The 16706-nt window shown below is 57.7% G+C and carries 14 protein-coding genes; 8 read left to right on the top strand and 6 right to left on the bottom strand.

The annotated features are described in order from the left end of the window. The first annotated feature begins 75 nt into the window (after nucleotides 1-75). Entirely contained in the window at nucleotides 76-999 is a 924-nt protein-coding gene (gene rluB / locus ACTG20_RS16435; protein ID WP_005347347.1) for a 23S rRNA pseudouridine(2605) synthase RluB, read from the top strand. A gap of 153 nt (nucleotides 1000-1152) precedes the next feature. Here rluB and ACTG20_RS16430 read toward each other — a convergent pair whose 3' ends face one another. Further along, the gene (locus ACTG20_RS16430; protein WP_194495861.1) at nucleotides 1153-1881 is read right to left on the bottom strand and encodes a transporter substrate-binding domain-containing protein; all 729 of its coding nucleotides are present in this window, start codon (nucleotides 1879-1881) and stop codon (nucleotides 1153-1155) included. A gap of 190 nt (nucleotides 1882-2071) precedes the next feature. Between ACTG20_RS16430 and tesB the strand changes: the two genes are divergently transcribed. Further along, a complete protein-coding gene (gene tesB, locus ACTG20_RS16425; protein ID WP_019445657.1) occupies nucleotides 2072-2938 on the top strand; it encodes an acyl-CoA thioesterase II in 867 nt (288 codons plus the stop codon). A gap of 78 nt (nucleotides 2939-3016) precedes the next feature. On the opposite strand, the gene aceK is transcribed toward tesB, so the two are convergent. Beyond that, nucleotides 3017-4744: a bifunctional isocitrate dehydrogenase kinase/phosphatase gene (gene aceK, locus ACTG20_RS16420; protein ID WP_194495862.1), complete on the bottom strand. Its 1728-nt coding sequence runs from the start codon at nucleotides 4742-4744 to the stop codon at nucleotides 3017-3019. A 206-nt stretch (nucleotides 4745-4950) separates the two neighbouring features. Between aceK and ACTG20_RS16415 the strand changes: the two genes are divergently transcribed. The 4 genes from ACTG20_RS16415 to thrC all read left to right on the top strand — a co-directional run bounded on the left by ACTG20_RS16415 (nucleotide 4951) and on the right by thrC (nucleotide 10622). Next, on the top strand, nucleotides 4951-5658 hold the full coding sequence (locus tag ACTG20_RS16415) for a tRNA/rRNA methyltransferase (RefSeq protein WP_100654199.1): 708 nt from the start codon (nucleotides 4951-4953) through the stop codon (nucleotides 5656-5658). A gap of 250 nt (nucleotides 5659-5908) precedes the next feature. Continuing rightward, nucleotides 5909-8368 carry a bifunctional aspartate kinase/homoserine dehydrogenase I gene (thrA, locus tag ACTG20_RS16410; RefSeq protein WP_194495863.1) on the top strand — a complete coding sequence of 820 codons (2460 nt, stop codon included), beginning with the start codon at nucleotides 5909-5911 and terminating at the stop codon, nucleotides 8366-8368. Between the two features lie 2 nt (nucleotides 8369-8370). Continuing rightward, nucleotides 8371-9351 carry a homoserine kinase gene (gene thrB / locus ACTG20_RS16405; RefSeq protein ID WP_194495864.1) on the top strand — a complete coding sequence of 327 codons (981 nt, stop codon included), beginning with the start codon at nucleotides 8371-8373 and terminating at the stop codon, nucleotides 9349-9351. Then, nucleotides 9348-10622, top strand: coding sequence for a threonine synthase (gene thrC, locus ACTG20_RS16400; RefSeq protein WP_194495865.1), 1275 nt, complete (start codon nucleotides 9348-9350; stop codon nucleotides 10620-10622). Before thrB ends, thrC begins: the two co-directional genes overlap by 4 nt. A gap of 320 nt (nucleotides 10623-10942) precedes the next feature. On the opposite strand, the gene ACTG20_RS16395 is transcribed toward thrC, so the two are convergent. The 3 genes from ACTG20_RS16395 to ACTG20_RS16385 all read right to left on the bottom strand — a co-directional run bounded on the left by ACTG20_RS16395 (nucleotide 10943) and on the right by ACTG20_RS16385 (nucleotide 13771). After that, entirely contained in the window at nucleotides 10943-12409 is a 1467-nt protein-coding gene (locus ACTG20_RS16395) for a DUF5677 domain-containing protein (protein ID WP_194495866.1), read from the bottom strand. 338 nt (nucleotides 12410-12747) lie between these two features. Then, on the bottom strand, nucleotides 12748-13263 hold the full coding sequence (locus ACTG20_RS16390) for an REP-associated tyrosine transposase (RefSeq protein ID WP_194495867.1): 516 nt from the start codon (nucleotides 13261-13263) through the stop codon (nucleotides 12748-12750). Nucleotides 13264-13516: 253 nt separating this feature from the next. Continuing rightward, complete coding sequence (locus tag ACTG20_RS16385; RefSeq protein ID WP_194495868.1) at nucleotides 13517-13771, bottom strand: hypothetical protein; 255 nt, start codon at nucleotides 13769-13771, stop codon at nucleotides 13517-13519. Nucleotides 13772-13862: 91 nt separating this feature from the next. Between ACTG20_RS16385 and ACTG20_RS16380 the strand changes: the two genes are divergently transcribed. After that, on the top strand, nucleotides 13863-14240 hold the full coding sequence (locus tag ACTG20_RS16380) for a hypothetical protein (RefSeq protein ID WP_005350251.1): 378 nt from the start codon (nucleotides 13863-13865) through the stop codon (nucleotides 14238-14240). Between the two features lie 225 nt (nucleotides 14241-14465). Next, nucleotides 14466-15047 (top strand): DUF1349 domain-containing protein, encoded by a 582-nt coding sequence (locus ACTG20_RS16375; RefSeq protein WP_194495869.1) that lies wholly within the window; start codon nucleotides 14466-14468, stop codon nucleotides 15045-15047. 80 nt (nucleotides 15048-15127) lie between these two features. On the opposite strand, the gene rimO is transcribed toward ACTG20_RS16375, so the two are convergent. After that, nucleotides 15128-16456 (bottom strand): 30S ribosomal protein S12 methylthiotransferase RimO, encoded by a 1329-nt coding sequence (gene rimO / locus ACTG20_RS16370; protein WP_005338111.1) that lies wholly within the window; start codon nucleotides 16454-16456, stop codon nucleotides 15128-15130. Nucleotides 16457-16706: the final 250 nt, after the last annotated feature.

Genomic DNA, 16706 nt, shown 5'->3' with positions numbered 1-16706 from the left:
CCAACCGGCGTTTGTTACAGTTAACCCCGTTGCCTCTTTTACCAGTGGGCAGCGATCAACAATCAGGTAACCCCGATGAGTGAAAAACTGCAAAAAGTGTTGGCCCGCGCGGGTCACGGCTCCCGTCGTGAGATGGAGGCCCTGATCACCGCAGGTCGGGTCAGTGTGGATGGCAAGGTCGCCACACTGGGGGATCGCGTCGAAGTGAACGCCGTGATCCGGGTGGATGGTCACCAGGTCAAGACCCGTGCCGCAGAGGAAGTGATCTGCCGCGTACTGGCTTACCACAAGCCGGAAGGGGAGATGTGTACCCGTCACGATCCGGAAGGTCGTCCCACCGTGTTTGATCGTCTGCCCAAGATGGAAGGTGCCCGCTGGATCGCGGTCGGCCGCCTCGACGTCAACACCTCCGGTCTGCTGCTGTTCACCACCGACGGTGAGCTGGCCAACCGCCTGATGCACCCGAGCCACGAAGTGGAGCGGGAATACGCGGTACGTGTCTTTGGCGAAATCACCGAAGCCATGCTGCAGCGTCTGCGCAAGGGCGTGCAGCTGGAAGATGGCACCGCCAAGTTCAACAAGATCAAACCGGCTGGCGGTGAGGGTCTGAACCAGTGGTTCAACGTCACCCTGACCGAAGGTCGAAACCGTGAAGTGCGCCGCCTGTGGGAATCCCAGGAAGTGCAGGTGAGCCGCCTGATGCGTATCCGCTACGGCGACGTCAAGCTGGACCGCGGCATCCCGCGCGGCGGCTGGCAAGAGCTGAAACTGCCGGAAGTAAACTACCTGCGCGGTCTGGTCAACCTTCCGCCGGAGACCGAATCCAAGGTCGATCTGCAGCAGGATGGCAAAACCAGCCGTCACAAGCAGGCCGCCCAGATCCGTCGCGCCGTGCAGCGTCACAAAGAGATGCAGGGCAAAGAGCCGCGCGCTCGCGCCACCACCGCCCGTCGCAAGCCGCAAGCCTCTACCCGCAACTCCGGCACCGGCAGCAAGTAAGCTGATAGCCCGTTGCGAACTGCGTGCCGTTCAAGTGCGCAGTCGGCCAAGCAAAGGCCCGCACCAACTGGTGCGGGCCTTTTTCATCTCTAGCGGGTGACCTCCAGCTGCAGGCTGGCTCTGGTCATGTGGCAATGATTGCTCTCACACTCCTCAGTTGGCCGGAGTCATCCACTCTTTGTTGAAGTCACGTATAAACATCTTTCCCTCTTCGTTGCGGGCGGTGACCAGATAGAAGGTGACGTTCTGGCGAAACAGCGAGAGACGGTAGAGAGCGGCGTTGTCCTCCTCCGAGAGGTTCTTTTTCGAGGTGTCGTTGATGGGCACCAGATCGACTTTGTCCTTTTTCAGCAGCTCGACGCACTGGTTGAGGCGGTTGGTGGTTCTGACGATCAGCCCCTGATCGTTGATGACCCGCTCGATGGCGTCGGAGAACCACCCCTTGGGCACGCAGGCGGTTTTCTGCTGCCAGGGCGGGGATTCCAGTCCCTTCTTGTCGGGCGTGGTGTACCAGGACTGGATATCGAAGGCGATGGGGGTACTGAACAGCAGGCTGTTGCTGCGCTCGTTGGTCCAGGTAAAGGGGAAGGCGGCGATGGCGTTGCCCAGCTCGATGTTTTTAAGCCCCCTCGGCCAGGGTTGGTAGGAGACCCGCAGATCCGGGTGGCCCGCCGCTTTGAGAGTGGTGAGCACCTTGCTCGCCAGCTCGCCGCCATCGGCCAGCGTCGCCGAAGAGTAGGGGGGTAATTCGCCGGTGATAATTACCGCACTCTGCACAGTGGCGGCCGGGAGCAGCGAAAGAGCAAACAGGGTGGCAAGAAGGCGAAGGGACGAGCGGGGGCGATAAGTGGCAGAGGGCGTGACCGGATAACGGATGTGCATGGCGGGTGACCTCACCTCTATCGATTGCTGACAGCGTAGCGGTTCTGGCAAGGAAAAAACAGACTCGATAAATGCTGCTGGTCGCGGTGTATGGCCCTTGAAGTTCCCTTTGGCGGGCGGAAGGGGTTGTGGCGGTTGCTCTGCTCCGGTGAGCTTGTTAGCCTGTGCGGCTCTGATAGAGGAGTGAACGATGAGCAAGGTACTTGATGAGCTGCTGGCGTTGCTGGCGCTGGAAAAAATCGAGGAGGGCCTGTTTCGGGGCCAGAGCCAGGATCTCGGTCTGCGGGCCGTGTTTGGCGGACAGGTAATGGGGCAGGCCTTGTCAGCCGCCAAGCAGACGGTCGAGACCGGCCGTCAGGTCCACAGTTTTCACTCCTACTTCCTGCGTCCGGGGGATGTGACCCGTCCCATCGTCTATGACGTGGAGAATATCCGTGACGGCCAGACCGTCTCCACCCGCCGGGTCAAGGCGATTCAGGGCGGCAAGCCCATCTTCTATCTCAACGCCTCGTTTCAGGTGCCGGCCGACGGCTTCGAGCATCAGGCGCAGATGCCGACCGGCATCACTCCGCCGGAGGAGCTCAAGAGCGAGCTGGAGCTGGTGCGCCCCTACGAGAACCTGATCCCGGCCTCCCTGCGGGACAAGATCCTCTGTGAGCAGCCCATCGAGATGCGCCCGGTGACCCTGGTCGACCCTATTCGCCCGACAGTGCAGGATCCGGTGCGCCACGTCTGGTTCAAGGCCAACGGCCAGATGCCGGACGATCTGCGGGTGCACAAATACCTGCTGGCCTATGCCTCCGACTTCAACTTCCTGCTCACCTCGCTTCAGCCGCACGGGGTGTCGTACTGGGAGCCGGATATGCAGGTAGCCACCATCGACCACTCCATGTGGTTCCACCGGGATTTCCGCTTCGACGACTGGCTGCTCTACGTGGTAGACAGCCCGAGCGCCAGCAGCGGTCGCGGTCTGGTACGCGGTCAGTTCTTCACCCGTGATGGCATGCTGGTGGCGAGCACCATGCAGGAGGGGGTGATCCGTCGTCGCGGCAGTTAAGGCGCAAAGCGGATAGCAAAACGGGGTGGCTTGGGCCACCCCGTTTTCGTAGCTGCGATGTGCGCGGACTCTGTGGGATCAGCCGCCGCGCTGGTATTTGAAGCGTTTCTTGCGCCGGTAGGGATAGACATCCTCGAACACCCCCACCTTGATGTTGCTCTGCAGCATCTTCCAGTAGTTGGCGTCGAACATCTCCTTGTGCAGTTGCAGCATGATCTCGCGCACCTGCGGCTTTTGCAGCAGGAAGGTGGCGAACTCCTCGGGGAAGATGTCGTTGGGGGCCACCGAGTACCAGGGCTCGGCGCTCCACTCATCCTCGGGGTAGCGGGGCGGCGGGATCTGGCGGAAGTTGCACTCCGTCATGTAGCAGATCTCGTCGTAGTCGTAGAAGACCACCCGGCCATGACGGGTGACGCCGAAGTTCTTGAACAGCATGTCCCCCGGGAAGATGTTGGCCGCCGCCAGCTGCTTGATGGCATTGCCGTACTCCTCTAGCGCGAGCCGGGTCTGCTGCTCGTCCGCCTTGTCGAGATAGAGGTTGAGGGGGATCATCTTGCGCTCGGTGTAGAGGTGCTTGATCACCAGCTTGTCGTCCGTGATGGTGAGGGCCGAGGGGGCCACCGTCTTGAGTTCGGCCAGCAGTTCGGGCGAGATGCGATCGAGGGGAAACTCGAAGTTGGTGAACTCCTGGGTATCGGCCATGCGGCCAACCCGATCGTGCTGTTTAACCAGCCGGTACTTCTCTTTGACCTGCTCGTGGCTCACCTCCTTGGGCGGGGTGAACTCGTCCTTGATCACCTTGAACACCACATCGTAGGAGGGGAGGGTAAACACGCTCATCACCATCCCCTTGATGCCCGGCGCGATGATGAACTGATCCCGACTCTGGGCCAGATGGTGGCGGTAGTGGCGATAGAGCTCGGTCTTGCCGTGCTTCTGGCAGCCGATGGCGTTGTAGATCTCGTAATCGGGCTTGTGGGGCATGATCTGGCGCAGAAAGGCGACAAACAGCGCCGGTTCGCGGGCATAAACCATAAAGTAGGCGCGGGCGAAGCCAAAGACGATGGAGGCGAGATCCGGCTCGAAGATGACGGTGTCCACATAGATGCTCTGGCCGGTGCTGAGCAGGGGCAGGATAAAGGGGAAGACCTGATCCTTCACCCGAATAAGCCCCACCAGATAGGCCCCCTTGTTGCGGTAGAACACCTCTTTCAATAGCTCGATGGCAAAGGGTTCATCATGGAGGATTTGCGGGCCGTTCTCGGCAAGATGGCGGTGGATGTCGACAATATCCCGCTGCTTGTCCTCGTAGGGGAGGGTGAAGCTGTAATCCCCGAGCAGCTGGCTCAGGGTCTGCGGCAGGTGGGCGAGATCGGTGCGATAGATGCGCAGCAATGCGCCGAGATCGGGCTTGTCGCCGCGGCTGACGAAGGGGTGGATATAGAGGTTCTCGTCGCGGATATTGCGATGGCGAAAGATGCGGCGATAGACGGAGTTGAAGAAGGACTCCGCCACCTCGAAGTTCTCGCACTTGGGCAGCAGATCGCTGAAGGCCCCCTTCACCCGCTTGAGCAGCTCCTGAGTGGCGTGGTGCTCCCCCATCATCTGGCGGATGGAGCTGGCGGTGGCCCCCACATGGTGGTCATAGAGGCGAATGCGCTCGCGCCCCGCCAGCTGTACCCCCAGCCAGTCACTGTTCTCGAAGCGGCTCTTGCTGCCCTGAGTTATCTCGAGAAACCGGCTGTAAAACGACTCGAAGCGTTGCAGGATAGTCTCGGCGACGGCCTGTTCCAATGGCTGCTGCATCTCTCTCTTCCTTGTGATCTGTCGGGCCGATAGCGCGAAGGATTGGGGGTAATTTGTTCACACGTCTGGCCACTATCGCAACATTCAAACGTCTGTTCAAGTGGCAATTTTCGGGGATAAACGGTAGATTGCGCCCCTGTTTTGGTGATGGTTTAGCGACTGTTTGCTGTCTGTTTGAGAGGCCGTTTGGCCTGCGAGGAAACCCGATGAAGCTCTATTTTGTCCTGGTGGCACCTGCCCGACCTGCGAATGTGGGGGCGGCTGCCCGCGCCATGAAAACCATGGGATTCGATGCCATGCGACTGGTGGCGAGCCGGGTACACGAAGAGGAGGAGGCGAGCTGGGTGGCTCACGGCGCCCAGGAGATCCTGACTCAGGCCGAAGCGTTCGATACCCTGCCCGAGGCGCTGGCCGACATGGATCTGGTGATCGCCACCACTGCCCGTGAGCGTGGTCGCTACCAGCACTACCTCACCCCGGGGGAGATCCGCGAGCAGATCCGCAGCAAACCTTCACTCAACAAGGTGGCCATCGTCTTTGGCTGCGAGGAGTCGGGGCTCTCCAACGAGCAGCTGGCCGAAGTCGATCTCATCAGCTATCTGCCCCTCAAGGTGAGCTACCCCTCCCTCAATCTGGGGCAGGCGATCATGCTCTACGCCTATGAGATGAGTCAGCTGATGGATGAGCTGAACGCCGACGGCGGCGCTGCGGTAGCAGAAAATTTTGATAACGCCGGGCAGGTTCGGGTGCTGAAAAGCAAAACAGCAGAATTGCTGGGTGAACTCGGAGTTTCGCAGGATGAAAAACTGCATCAATGGGTGATGGACCGGGTGCCCATGCTGCCGCAGCGGGATTTGAACATGCTCCACCTGCTCTGCAAAGACCTTGCGCGCAAACTTGGCAAAGAGGTTTAAGTTGACAGCCCAAGGCCAGCCGCGGTATTGCTAAAAGCCAGCTTCGTCAACGAGTGTTCGTCATGCAGTTATTCACCAACGTCATCACCACCACCATTATTACCGGTACCACCACAGGTGGCACTGGGGCCGGTTGATGCGCTGACGAACAAGCACAGAAATCAGAAAAGGCCCGTACCCACCCAGTACGGGCCTTTTTGTTGGATTGGTTTTTAGATTGAATTTCATAGATTTACAGGGAGAGAAAGCGATGAGAGTGTTGAAATTTGGCGGGTCTTCACTGGCCGATGCAGAACGTTTTTTACGGGTGGCCGATATCGCGGTCAACACCCACGGCCAATCTCAGGTAGCCCTGGTGCTCTCTGCACCTGCCAAGGTGACCAATCATCTGGTGGCGCTGGTGGAGCAGACCAGCCGCGGCATGGATGCCAGTTCCACCCTGTTTGAAGTGAACGGCATCTTCTCCCGCCTGCTGGCCGGGTTGAAGGCGGCCTATCCGGCGCTGGATGACAAGGCGCTGCTGGCCCGTCTCACCGCCGAGCTGGATCAGGTTGAGCGGCTGATGCAAGGCATCCGTCTGCTGGGGCTCTGCCCGGACAACGTGCAGGCGCGCATTCTGAGCCGTGGCGAGAACCTCTCCATCGCCTTTATGCACGAACTGCTGCGGGTGCGCGGTCTGGATCTGGAGCTGATCGTGCCGGAAGAGCTGCTGGTCACCGACGGCGGTTATCTGGAAGCCCATGTCGATATCGAAGCCTCCCGCCTGCGCTTTGCCGCCAAGGGGCTGCGTAGCGACTGTCTTTATCTGATGCCGGGCTTTACCGGTGGCAGCGACAAGGGCGAGACCGTGCTGCTGGGTCGCAACGGCTCCGACTACTCCGCCGCCGTCTTGGCGGCATGCGTCGATGCCGAGTGCTGCGAGATCTGGACTGACGTCGAGGGTTGCTACAGCTGTGACCCCCGTCTGGTACCGGATGCCTATCTGCTGAAAACCCTCTCCTACAAGGAGGCGATGGAGCTCTCCTACTTCGGCGCCAAGGTGCTTCACCCGAAAACCATCGCACCGGTGGCCCAGTTCCATATTCCCTGCCTCATCAAGAACAGCTTCAACCCGCAAGGGCCGGGCACCCTGATCGGCCCCGAGAGCGGCGACGATGACCTGAAAGTGAAGGCCATCTCGGATCTCTCCGGCATGTGCATGTTCAACGTCTCCGGCCCCGGCATGAAGGGGATGGTCGGCATGGCCGGTCGCATCTTCTCCGCCGTCTCCCGCGCCGGGGTTAGCATCGTGCTGATCACCCAGTCATCTTCCGAGTACAGCGTCAGCTTCTGTATCCACAGCTACGACCAGGATAAGACTCGCAAGGTGCTGGAGCGCGAGTTCGAGCTCGAATTCAAAAACCAACTGCTGGAGCCGCTGGATATCATCAGCGATCTGGCGATCATTTCCCTCATCGGTGACGGCATGCGCACCAGCAAGGGGATGGCAGCCCGCTTCTTCACCTCGCTGGCGCAAGCCTCCATCAACATCGTCGCCATCGCGCAGGGCTCCAGTGAGCGCTCCATCTCGGCGGTGGTGCGGGATCGCAAGGTGGCGGAAGCCATCAAGGCGTGTCACCAGAACTTCTTTGGCAGCCAGCAGTTTATCGATCTCTTTGTGGTCGGAGTCGGCGGCGTCGGTGCGGCGCTGGTGGATCAGATTGCCCGCCAGCAACCGGTACTGGCCGAGCAGGGCACTGGCCTTCGCGTGGTCGGCATCGCCAACAGCCGCCAGATGGCGGTCAACAAGGATGGCCTGAACCTCGCCAACTGGCGTGAACAGCTGGTGGAAGCCCGTGACAGCTTCTCGCTGGAAGGGGTGAAAAAGCTGGTGGAAGACAGCCACATCATCAACCCGGTGATCGTCGACTGCACCTCCTCCGAGGCGGTGGCCGTCCAGTATGCCGACTTCCTCGCCGCCGGTTTCCACGTGGTGACTCCGAACAAGAAGGCCAACACCGGTTCGCTCGATTACTACAAGGCGCTGCGTCGCACTGCCCGCCAGACTCGCCGCAAGTTCCTGTACGAGACCAACGTGGGCGCCGGTCTGCCGGTTATCGAGAACCTGCAGAATCTTATCAAGGCCGGTGACAAGCTGCGTGCCTTCGACGGCATTCTGTCCGGCTCCCTCTCCTTTATCTTCGGCAAGCTGGATGAGGGGATGGCGTTCTCTGAAGCCACCAAGATTGCCCGCAGCAACGGCTTTACCGAGCCGGATCCCCGCGACGATCTCAACGGCATGGATGTGGCGCGCAAGCTGCTCATTCTGGCTCGTGAAGCCGGCATGGCGCTGGAGCTCTCCGATGTGGAAGTGGAGCAGGCGCTGCCGCCCGGATTTGACGCCAGCGGCGACGTGGAAGCCTTTATGGCCCGCCTGCCCGAAGCCGACGGCTGGTTCCGCGACCAGTTCGCCGCCGCCCAGCGTGAAGGCAAGGTGCTGCGCTATGTGGGTTCCATCGAGGGTGGCAAGTGCAAGGTCGCCATCAAGGCGGTCGGTGGCGACGAGCCGCTGTTCAAGGTCAAAGACGGGGAGAACGCGCTTGCCTTCTTCTCCACCTACTACCAGCCGATCCCGCTGGTGCTGCGCGGCTACGGTGCCGGTACCGAAGTGACCGCGGCGGGCGTCTTTGCCGACGTGCTGCGCACCCAGAACTGGAAGCAGGAGCTATAAGCATGAGTTCAGACATGTACCAGAGCAGTAGCGTCGTCGCCTATGCCCCCGCCTCCAGCGCCAACCTGAGCGTGGGATTCGATGTACTGGGGGCGGCGCTCGCCCCCGTTGATGGCTCTCTGCTCGGCGATCGGGTGCAGGTAAAAGCGGCTGATGTGCCGTTTGCCCTCTCCTCCGTGGGCCGTTACGCCCATAAGCTGCCGGACGATCCGAAAAAGAATATCCTCCATGACTGCTGGGTCGCCTATGGCGAGGCGCTGGAGAAGCGGGGCCTTAAACTCAAGCCCCTCGAAATGGTGCTGGAGAAGAACCTGCCGGTGGGCTCGGGTCTGGGTTCCAGCGCCTGCAGCGTGGTGGCGGCCCTTGAAGGGCTCAACGCCTTTCACGGCGCGCCGCTCAACGAGCACGACATGCTGCTGCTGATGGGGGAGATGGAAGGCAAGATCTCCGGCTCCGTTCACTACGACAACGTGGCCCCCTGTTATCTCGGCGGCATGCAGCTGGTGCTGGAAGAGCACGGCGTTATCAGTCAGGGTATTCCGGTGTTCGATCAGTGGTACTGGGTGGTCTGCTACCCGGGTACCGTGGTTTCGACCGCTGCTGCCCGCGCCATTCTGCCGGCCCAATATCGCCGTCAGGATTGCCTCACCTATGGTCGTCGCCTGGCTGCCTTTGTTCACGCCAGCTACACCGGGCAGGAGGGGCTGGCCGCGAGCGTCTTGAAAGACGTGATTGCCGAGCCCTACCGCGCGGCGCTGATCGAAGGCTTTGCCGAGGTGCGGGCGCAGGCGGCCCAGAACGGGGCGCTGGCTACCGGCATCTCCGGCTCCGGCCCCACCGTATTTGTGGTGATGAAGGATCTGGCGCAGGCCGAGCGGATGAAGGATTGGATGGAAGCACATTTTGTGCGGAACGAAGATGGATTTGCCCGGGTCTGCAAACTGGACATGGCCGGGGCACGGGTAACAGGAAGCGAGCTATGAATCTCTACAACATCAAGGACAACAGCGAACAGGTGAGCTTCGCTCAGGCGGTGCGTCAGGGCTTGGGTCGCGAACAGGGGCTCTTCTTCCCCGAACAACTCGAACCGCTCGCCGATGTGGATGCCCTGCTGGATCTGCCGCTGGCCGAACGTTCCGCCCGCATCCTGAGCCACCTGCTGGGGGACGAAGTGCCTGCAGCGAAAGTGAGCGAGCTTATCAACGCCGCCTTCACCTTCCCGGCGCCGCTGGTGAAACTCAAGGATGGCACCTATGCCCTTGAGCTGTTCCACGGCCCGACCCTGGCATTCAAGGACTTCGGTGGCCGCTTTATGGCCCAGTGCCTCGCGGCCTTTAGAACCAACGACAAAATCACCATCCTCACCGCCACCTCGGGCGATACCGGCGCCGCCGTGGCCCACGCCTTCTACGGGCTGGAGGGGATCGAGGTGGTGATCCTCTATCCCAAGGGCAAGATCAGCCCCTTGCAGGAGAAGCTCTTCTGCACCCTCGGCGGCAATATCCGTACCATCGCCATCGATGGCGACTTCGATGCCTGTCAGGCGCTGGTAAAACAGGCCTTTGACGACGAGGCGCTGAAAAAGGCCATTGGCCTCAACTCCGCCAACTCCATTAATATCAGCCGTCTGCTGGCGCAGGTTTGCTACTACTTCGAAGCGGTAGCCCAGCTGCCCAAGGCTGACCGCGCCAAGGCGGTGATCAGCGTGCCGTCCGGCAACTTCGGCAACCTCACTGCGGGGCTGATCGCCAAGGCGCTGGGGCTGCCGGTGAAGCGCTTTATCGCCGCCACCAACGCCAACGACACTGTGCCGCGCTATCTGAAAACCGGTCAGTGGGAGCCGCACCAGACAGTGGCAACCCTGTCGAACGCCATGGATGTGAGCCGCCCCAACAACTGGCCGCGGGTAGAAGAGCTCTGCCGTCGTAAAGGCTGGGCGCTGGAGACCCTGGGTTCCGGTATGCGTGACGATGCCCAGACCCGCGATGCGCTGAAACGGCTGCACCAGCTGGATTACCTGTGCGAACCCCACGGCGCCATTGCCTGGGATCTGCTGGGTGAACAGCTGGCCGAGGATGAAGTCGGCGTGTTTCTCTGCACCGCCCATCCCGCCAAGTTCAAGGAGTCGGTGGACGAGATCCTGAATCTGGATGTACCGCTGCCCGGCCCGCTCGCCAAGCACGCCGTGCTGCCGCTCTTGTCCCACAACCTGCCGGCGGAGTTTGCCCGGTTAAGGGCGTTTCTGCTGGCTTGAGCCTTAGCCGCGAGCTAACCAATAGAAATAAAAATCCCCCGGTAACGGGGGATTTTTTTGGTGTATTGGTAAAGGGGGGCAAGCATGTGCTGTTGTTTGTTCAAATGCTGGTCTACTACTTGGGCACCTTGCTGCTGGTCTCCCACGGTCACGATTTTATGGCAGGAGTGGGGGTAGAGCAGGTGAATTGTTGGGTGGGGGGTTAGAAGCCAGCCAGCCGAGTAATGGCTGGCTAGAAAGGTGATAGTCCTAGGCTTCAGATTTCGCGTTAAAAAACATCGCTTTGAGGGCGGTTTCAGGTGATAACTCGAGCTGTAAAGTTAGCTGTTTTTAGGTTCTAATAGTCTGAGTGTAAAACCTGGATAAATTGCATTTAGATCATTTAAAACTTCATTAACTAAATTGCATGCATCATATAGTGTATCTGGCAATGCTTTCTTTTTGGGATATCTATGAAGGCGATGAAGTGGGTTACCGCAAGTTTCAAAGCATACTTCTCTTATTGGGCCCCATGTGCCATGTGAATATCCAGATGTCCATGAGTAAAACTGATCATATTTATCTTTCACCTTTGCTTTCTCACTTAGTTTTCTTAAGTCCAAGTTGCTCCAATTACCTAGTTCGATGTTTATAAATTCTTCCCATAAATCTTCGCTAGCGATAGCTTCAATGGTTTCTGTATTTATGAATTTCGGTGGTTCTATTAGTTCATCAAACCTTAGCGCATTCAACTTTGCTTGCCCGGCTCCATATGTTCTCCATTTTCTCCATAATTCATCATTGTCTTCGCTGATTAAATGTCTAAGGTTGATATGACACTCTAAAATAGTTCTTAAAGCTAGTCGTCCAAGAATGCCATTCCTATTTTCACCTTGTACTAGTTCATCTAAAACAGTCAATACATAGAATGCTATTCCGAAAATACCATCGTGCTTAGCATCAATCGCTGTTGTTGAATGCGTTTCAGACCAATGCGCTTCTAATCTGTCTCGAATAATATATAGTTCATCTTTCGTACATATCGAATCATCAAGTGGTTGAGTCTTATGTGAAACTATTTCCAAACATGGTGAGTTTTGCCATGCATCTTGCCAAAAGTCTGTAGCCCATTTGAGATCATGTTCAACAAGTGGATTTTGTGCCATTTCACAAGCCCTTATAGATGGCCTTATCGATCTTTGATCGCCTTCATAGGGATACCCAATCCAATCTTTAACCATCATATCAGGAACATGGAATTTACCTGATGCGACTCCAATCATGACTTTTAACCAACGACAGTCTGTAGCCTCTTGTGATTGATGAGGTAAGCACATGCCGACAGAGCGCATTAGTAGTTCAAGATCAGGTTCTGTATTAGGTAGAAATTTCAACCATGAGTCACGTGCTGGTAATGTCTCAAAAAGTCGTAATACAGTAAGTGCATTGGCGGTTTTTTGATTCTGAAGTAAGAACTTAATAAATTCATCTTTTATGTCGCCCTCTAATTTCGCAATCCCTGAAAAAGTAAGATCATGTAGTTTTTCCTTGTGTTTGTGATTGGTGACAAAGGAAATTATTCGTCTAAATTCGGATATGGCATAATCCTGATCGATTATAACTCTTATTATGGCAGCCCATAGCATCTCTGGCAATCTTTCATCTGACCATGATGAGAATGTGATTTTATCTGATAATTGAGCAAAGCCAGGTTGTAATTGTTTGCCAACTTTTTTGTGGTCTAAAAGACGAGTTCTATTCTTTCCACTTTTTGATGAATTTTTTCTTTTGTTTTTACTAATAGGCATGATTTTACCTCTGAAGTGTTACATTTAATCGGTTGGGCTACCCATCGTAGGTTGGTGCTGAACGAAGTGAAGCCCAACGTTTACCGAGAAAGCTAAATTAGGTTGTTGGTTTTATATTGCCACGATTTCTATCGTATTTTGGCAATTACCTCTCCCATTTGTTGGGCTTCGCAGTGCTCAGCACCAACCTACACGAACTGAAGCCCAACGTTTACCGAGAAAGCTAAATTCGGTTTTTGATTTTATATGGTCAAAATTCATCTTGTTTGGAAAGTCATATATCCCGTTTGTTGGGCTTCGCTACGCTCAGCGCCAACCTACAACACATTCCGAGCCGATTATTCCCGACCCGAGTCACTATTAATGGCCCAATCTGGCGTTATCCATCCTGCGGCGATATGGCGATGAATGGAGGAGTAAGGCCAATCGACCGGTTTGGCACAATAACCATGTTTGACCGGATTGAAATGGATGTAATCGACATGGGCTTGCAGATCCTTGTCATCCCGGATCAGATGCTCCCAATAACGGCGTTGCCAGATACCGCGTTCCCGTTTTCTGAGTCGGCTCTCCCGTATCCGCTCTGTTTTGGCGAGACTTCGTGAAAAGCCGGCCTTGATTAGAGACCAGCGCATGGGATAGTCACTGTCACCCGGCGGTAGTTGCCAAATGGCATGAAGATGATCCGGCATCACCACCATGGCAACAATCTCGAAGGGGTGTTGCTGTTTGACGTGGCGGAGCACTTCGCGCAGCAGGTCGATATGACGTACCAGCAGATCCTGCTTTCGGTCAGCTAGGTTGACGGTGAAGAACCAATATGCCCCACTGGTTGTTGCTCGGCGATAGCGCATGGTTCTCCTTTCCGGAAATATCCAGTCTGTTCGATTGCACCGAATGGCCACCAACTGACCGAGGGCATACGTGTTGGGCTTCGCTGCGCTCAGCGCCAACCTACGCAATGCATCAATCACTGTGCAAAACCCACGCTACCGCCCGTGGATTACAGCTTCCAATATGCTCCATTAACCAGCGCGGGTAGCAACCAATCACTGATGAATAGGCACCGGATGGCTATGTTAAGCCAATCAAATCTGGCCACACCAGTCAAAAAATGACGTAAGTGTCAGTAATGACTGATTTTTTGAGCTGGCTCAATAAAAGGGTGTGACAGGAGGCAGGATTCCCATGGCCCTTGATTTGATTGAGGTTGATGGGCGTGGCGAGGAAGTTGTGGGCCGTCTTGCCGTTGAGGAAGGGCTGACTGGGGACAATCCCGCTCCGGTAATCGGCGCTATAGTGCGGGCGCTGGTTGGCCTCTGCGCCGTCTCCCAAGCTGGCGAGGCGGGGGGTCTTCGGCAACAATCAGCTGTTGCAATCACAGCCATTTGCAACACATCGTCATGCAAATATGACCATGCAAACACATCACCAGATAGAGAGGAGATCACCCATGAAGCGTACCATTCTGTTCGGCCTGCTTTGCGGCAGCGTGCTGCTGGCCAATCCGGTCTTTGCCAACGACGCAGCCCAGTTGCAGTGCGAGGCGCAGGCCGCGGCCAAAAAGCTTAACGGCGCCGCCAAGACCAGCTTTGTCGGCAAGTGCGTGAAAGATGCAGCGGGCGCTGCGAGCGGCGAGTGCGAGAAGGCGGCCGCCGACAAGAAGCTGGCCGGAGCGGCCAAGAACAGCTTTATCCAGAAGTGCGTGAAGACGGGCGCGGCGGTGGATCCGGCGGCCAAGTGCGAGAAGGCAGCGGCCGACAAGAAGCTGGCTGGCGCGGCCAAGAACAGTTTTGTCCAGAAGTGCGTGAAGGATAGCGCCGCCAAGTAAGGCATTTTCTCATCCGGTGTGTTTGCGGGGGGCCATCAGGCCCCCCGCGCTTTTTGGGCGCACTGATGGCGCAACGCACAAGCCTTGTATCGGGGCGGCAATAGCGACACTATTGACTCCTTTTTGGGTTCCGCAGAGGCGCAGCCATAACCTGCCGTGACCGGACTAGGGGTTGGCGAGCTGCATTTGTGTGGGATTATGCGGGATAAAAAGGAGCAGAGCAGGATGATGGAAGTGACGGCGTGGCGTTGGCTCAATGAACCGGCCCAGTGGCACCAGACAGACGACGGTTTGCAGGTGGTAACGGACCAGCAGACCGATTTTTGGCGCAGCACCTGGTATGGCTTCGAGCGCCACAGCGGCCATCTCTATGGCTGCGAGGTGGCGGGTGAGTTTACCTTTCAGGTCTGCGTCGAGGGGGAGTTCACCACCCTCTACGATCAGGCGGGGCTGATGCTGCTGCAAGACGAGGCGCACTGGCTGAAAGCGGGGATCGAGTACAACGATGCCCAGCCGATGATCGGCAGCGTGCTGACCAATCCGCGCTCTGACTGGGCCACCGGTATTTTCCCCGGCAATCCGCGCCGCTTCTGGCTGCGGCTGACCCGGCTGGCGGACTGCCTGCGTTTGCAATACTCCACCGATGGCAAGGTGTGGCCGTTGCTGCGCCTCGCCCCGTTCCCGCCAAGCGAACGCTGTTTTATCGGGGTGATGTGCTGCACGCCGGAGCGGCAGGGGCTGGCGGTGCACTTCTCTGACCTGCGCCTCACGCCGCCTCTTGGCAAGGCGCTCCATGATTTGAGCTAGGCCAGCGGTTTTGCCTGCAACATTAAGCCAATAAAAAAGCGCCCGCAGGCGCTTTTTTCATTTGGCTGGTAAGGCCTCAATTAGCTGATCAGGCTGGCCCACAGGTCATATTCGTCAGATTCGTCGATCCGCACCTTGACCATGTCCCCCGGTTTGAGGCCGGTCTCGCCGTTGAGGTAGACCAGACCGTCGATCTCCGGTGCATCGGCAAAAGAGCGGCCAGTGGCGCCCTCTTCGTCCACTTCGTCGATGATAACGGTCATCTCCTGACCCACTTTGCGGGCCAGCTTGCGGATGGAGACCTGCTGTTGCAGCTCCATAAAGCGCTGGAAGCGCTCTTCCTGAACCTCTTCCGGTACCGGATCCGGCAGCTCGTTGGCCAGTGCCCCTTCGACCGGGCTGTATTTGAAGCAGCCGACCCGATCCAGCTCCGCCTTGTCGATAAAGTCCAGCAGCATCTGGAAATCTTCCTCGGTCTCGCCCGGGAAGCCGACGATAAAGGTGGAGCGCAGGGTGATCTGCGGGCAGATCTCGCGCCACTTCTGGATCCGCTCCAGGGTGCGCTCGACGGTACCCGGGCGCTTCATCAGTTTGAGGATGCGCGGGCTGGCGTGCTGCAACGGAATATCGAGGTAGGGCAGTACCTTGCCATCGCGCATCAGCGGGATGACGTCATCTACGTGCGGGTAGGGGTAGACGTAGTGCAGACGCACCCAGATGTCGAGCTTGGCCAGCTCTTCGCACAGGGCGACCATGCTGGTCTTGACCGGCATGCCGTCGTAGAAACCGGTGCGGTGCTTCACATCGACGCCGTAGGCGGAGGTGTCCTGGGAGATAACCAGCAGCTCCTTCACGCCCGCCTCTTTCAGGCGCTTGGCTTCGGCCAGCACGTCGCCGATGGGGCGGCTCACCAGATCACCACGCATGGAGGGGATGATGCAGAAGGTGCAGCGGTGGTTGCAGCCCTCGGAAATCTTCAGATAGGCGTAGTGGCGCGGGGTCAGCTTGACGCCGTGGGCCGGAACCAGACTGGTGAAGGGGTTGTGCTGCGGCTTCTCCACATATTTGTGGACGTGGCCCAGTACCTCTTCATAGGCGTGGGGGCCGGTGATCTCGAGCACCTTGGGGTGGATCTCGCGGATCTGATTCTCTTTGGCGCCAAGGCAGCCGGTGACGATCACCTTGCCGTTCTCGGCCAGCGCTTCGCCGATCGCTTCCAGCGACTCTTGCACCGCGCTGTCGATAAAGCCGCAGGTGTTGACGACGACCAGCTCGGCATCGTCATAGCTGGGCACCACATCGTACCCTTCGGTACGCAGCTGGGTCAGGATGCGTTCTGAATCGACCAGGTTTTTGGGGCAACCCAAGGAGACGAATCCTACTTTGGGGGCCTGTTTTGTGTTGGACATCGCTCAATCACTCTTAGGTGGCTCTTCTTTAAGGGCGCGGATTTTACCGGAATGGTTAACCAAAAACTATACAGCCAGCATGGCAGAACCGAACAATATCTCCGACCAGGCAAGATTGGGCCGCACGAGCAGCCGGTGATGGCGCGCCCTTGGTAGGGCTATTGCCTCTGCCATGCAGGCTTGTTGTGGGGACGCTGCTTTGTTGATTTTCCTCTCAATATTGATTTGGTGACAGAGAGGAGAACACCGG

The organism is Aeromonas sp. 84A, from assembly GCF_051919345.1.
In the GTDB taxonomy this organism is placed as follows: Bacteria; Pseudomonadota; Gammaproteobacteria; order Enterobacterales; family Aeromonadaceae; genus Aeromonas; species Aeromonas veronii.
This window is presented reverse-complemented; position numbering and strand designations above follow the sequence as displayed.

Bases quoted from the DNA above. Each gene is read 5' to 3' on its own strand.
- rluB (WP_005347347.1), top strand. From the start codon at position 76: ATGAGTGAAAAACTGCAAAAAGTGTTGGCCCGCGCGGGTCACGGCTCC.
- tesB (WP_019445657.1), top strand. From the start codon at position 2,072: ATGAGCAAGGTACTTGATGAGCTGCTGGCGTTGCTGGCGCTGGAAAAA.
- ACTG20_RS16395 (WP_194495866.1), bottom strand. From the start codon at position 12,409: ATGCCTATTAGTAAAAACAAAAGAAAAAATTCATCAAAAAGTGGAAAG.
- thrC (WP_194495865.1), top strand. From the start codon at position 9,348: ATGAATCTCTACAACATCAAGGACAACAGCGAACAGGTGAGCTTCGCT.
- rimO (WP_005338111.1), bottom strand. From the start codon at position 16,456: ATGTCCAACACAAAACAGGCCCCCAAAGTAGGATTCGTCTCCTTGGGT.
- thrA (WP_194495863.1), top strand. From the start codon at position 5,909: ATGAGAGTGTTGAAATTTGGCGGGTCTTCACTGGCCGATGCAGAACGT.
- aceK (WP_194495862.1), bottom strand. From the start codon at position 4,744: ATGCAGCAGCCATTGGAACAGGCCGTCGCCGAGACTATCCTGCAACGC.
- ACTG20_RS16375 (WP_194495869.1), top strand. From the start codon at position 14,466: ATGATGGAAGTGACGGCGTGGCGTTGGCTCAATGAACCGGCCCAGTGG.
- ACTG20_RS16415 (WP_100654199.1), top strand. From the start codon at position 4,951: ATGAAGCTCTATTTTGTCCTGGTGGCACCTGCCCGACCTGCGAATGTG.
- ACTG20_RS16380 (WP_005350251.1), top strand. From the start codon at position 13,863: ATGAAGCGTACCATTCTGTTCGGCCTGCTTTGCGGCAGCGTGCTGCTG.
- thrB (WP_194495864.1), top strand. From the start codon at position 8,371: ATGAGTTCAGACATGTACCAGAGCAGTAGCGTCGTCGCCTATGCCCCC.
- ACTG20_RS16430 (WP_194495861.1), bottom strand. From the start codon at position 1,881: ATGCACATCCGTTATCCGGTCACGCCCTCTGCCACTTATCGCCCCCGC.
- ACTG20_RS16390 (WP_194495867.1), bottom strand. From the start codon at position 13,263: ATGCGCTATCGCCGAGCAACAACCAGTGGGGCATATTGGTTCTTCACC.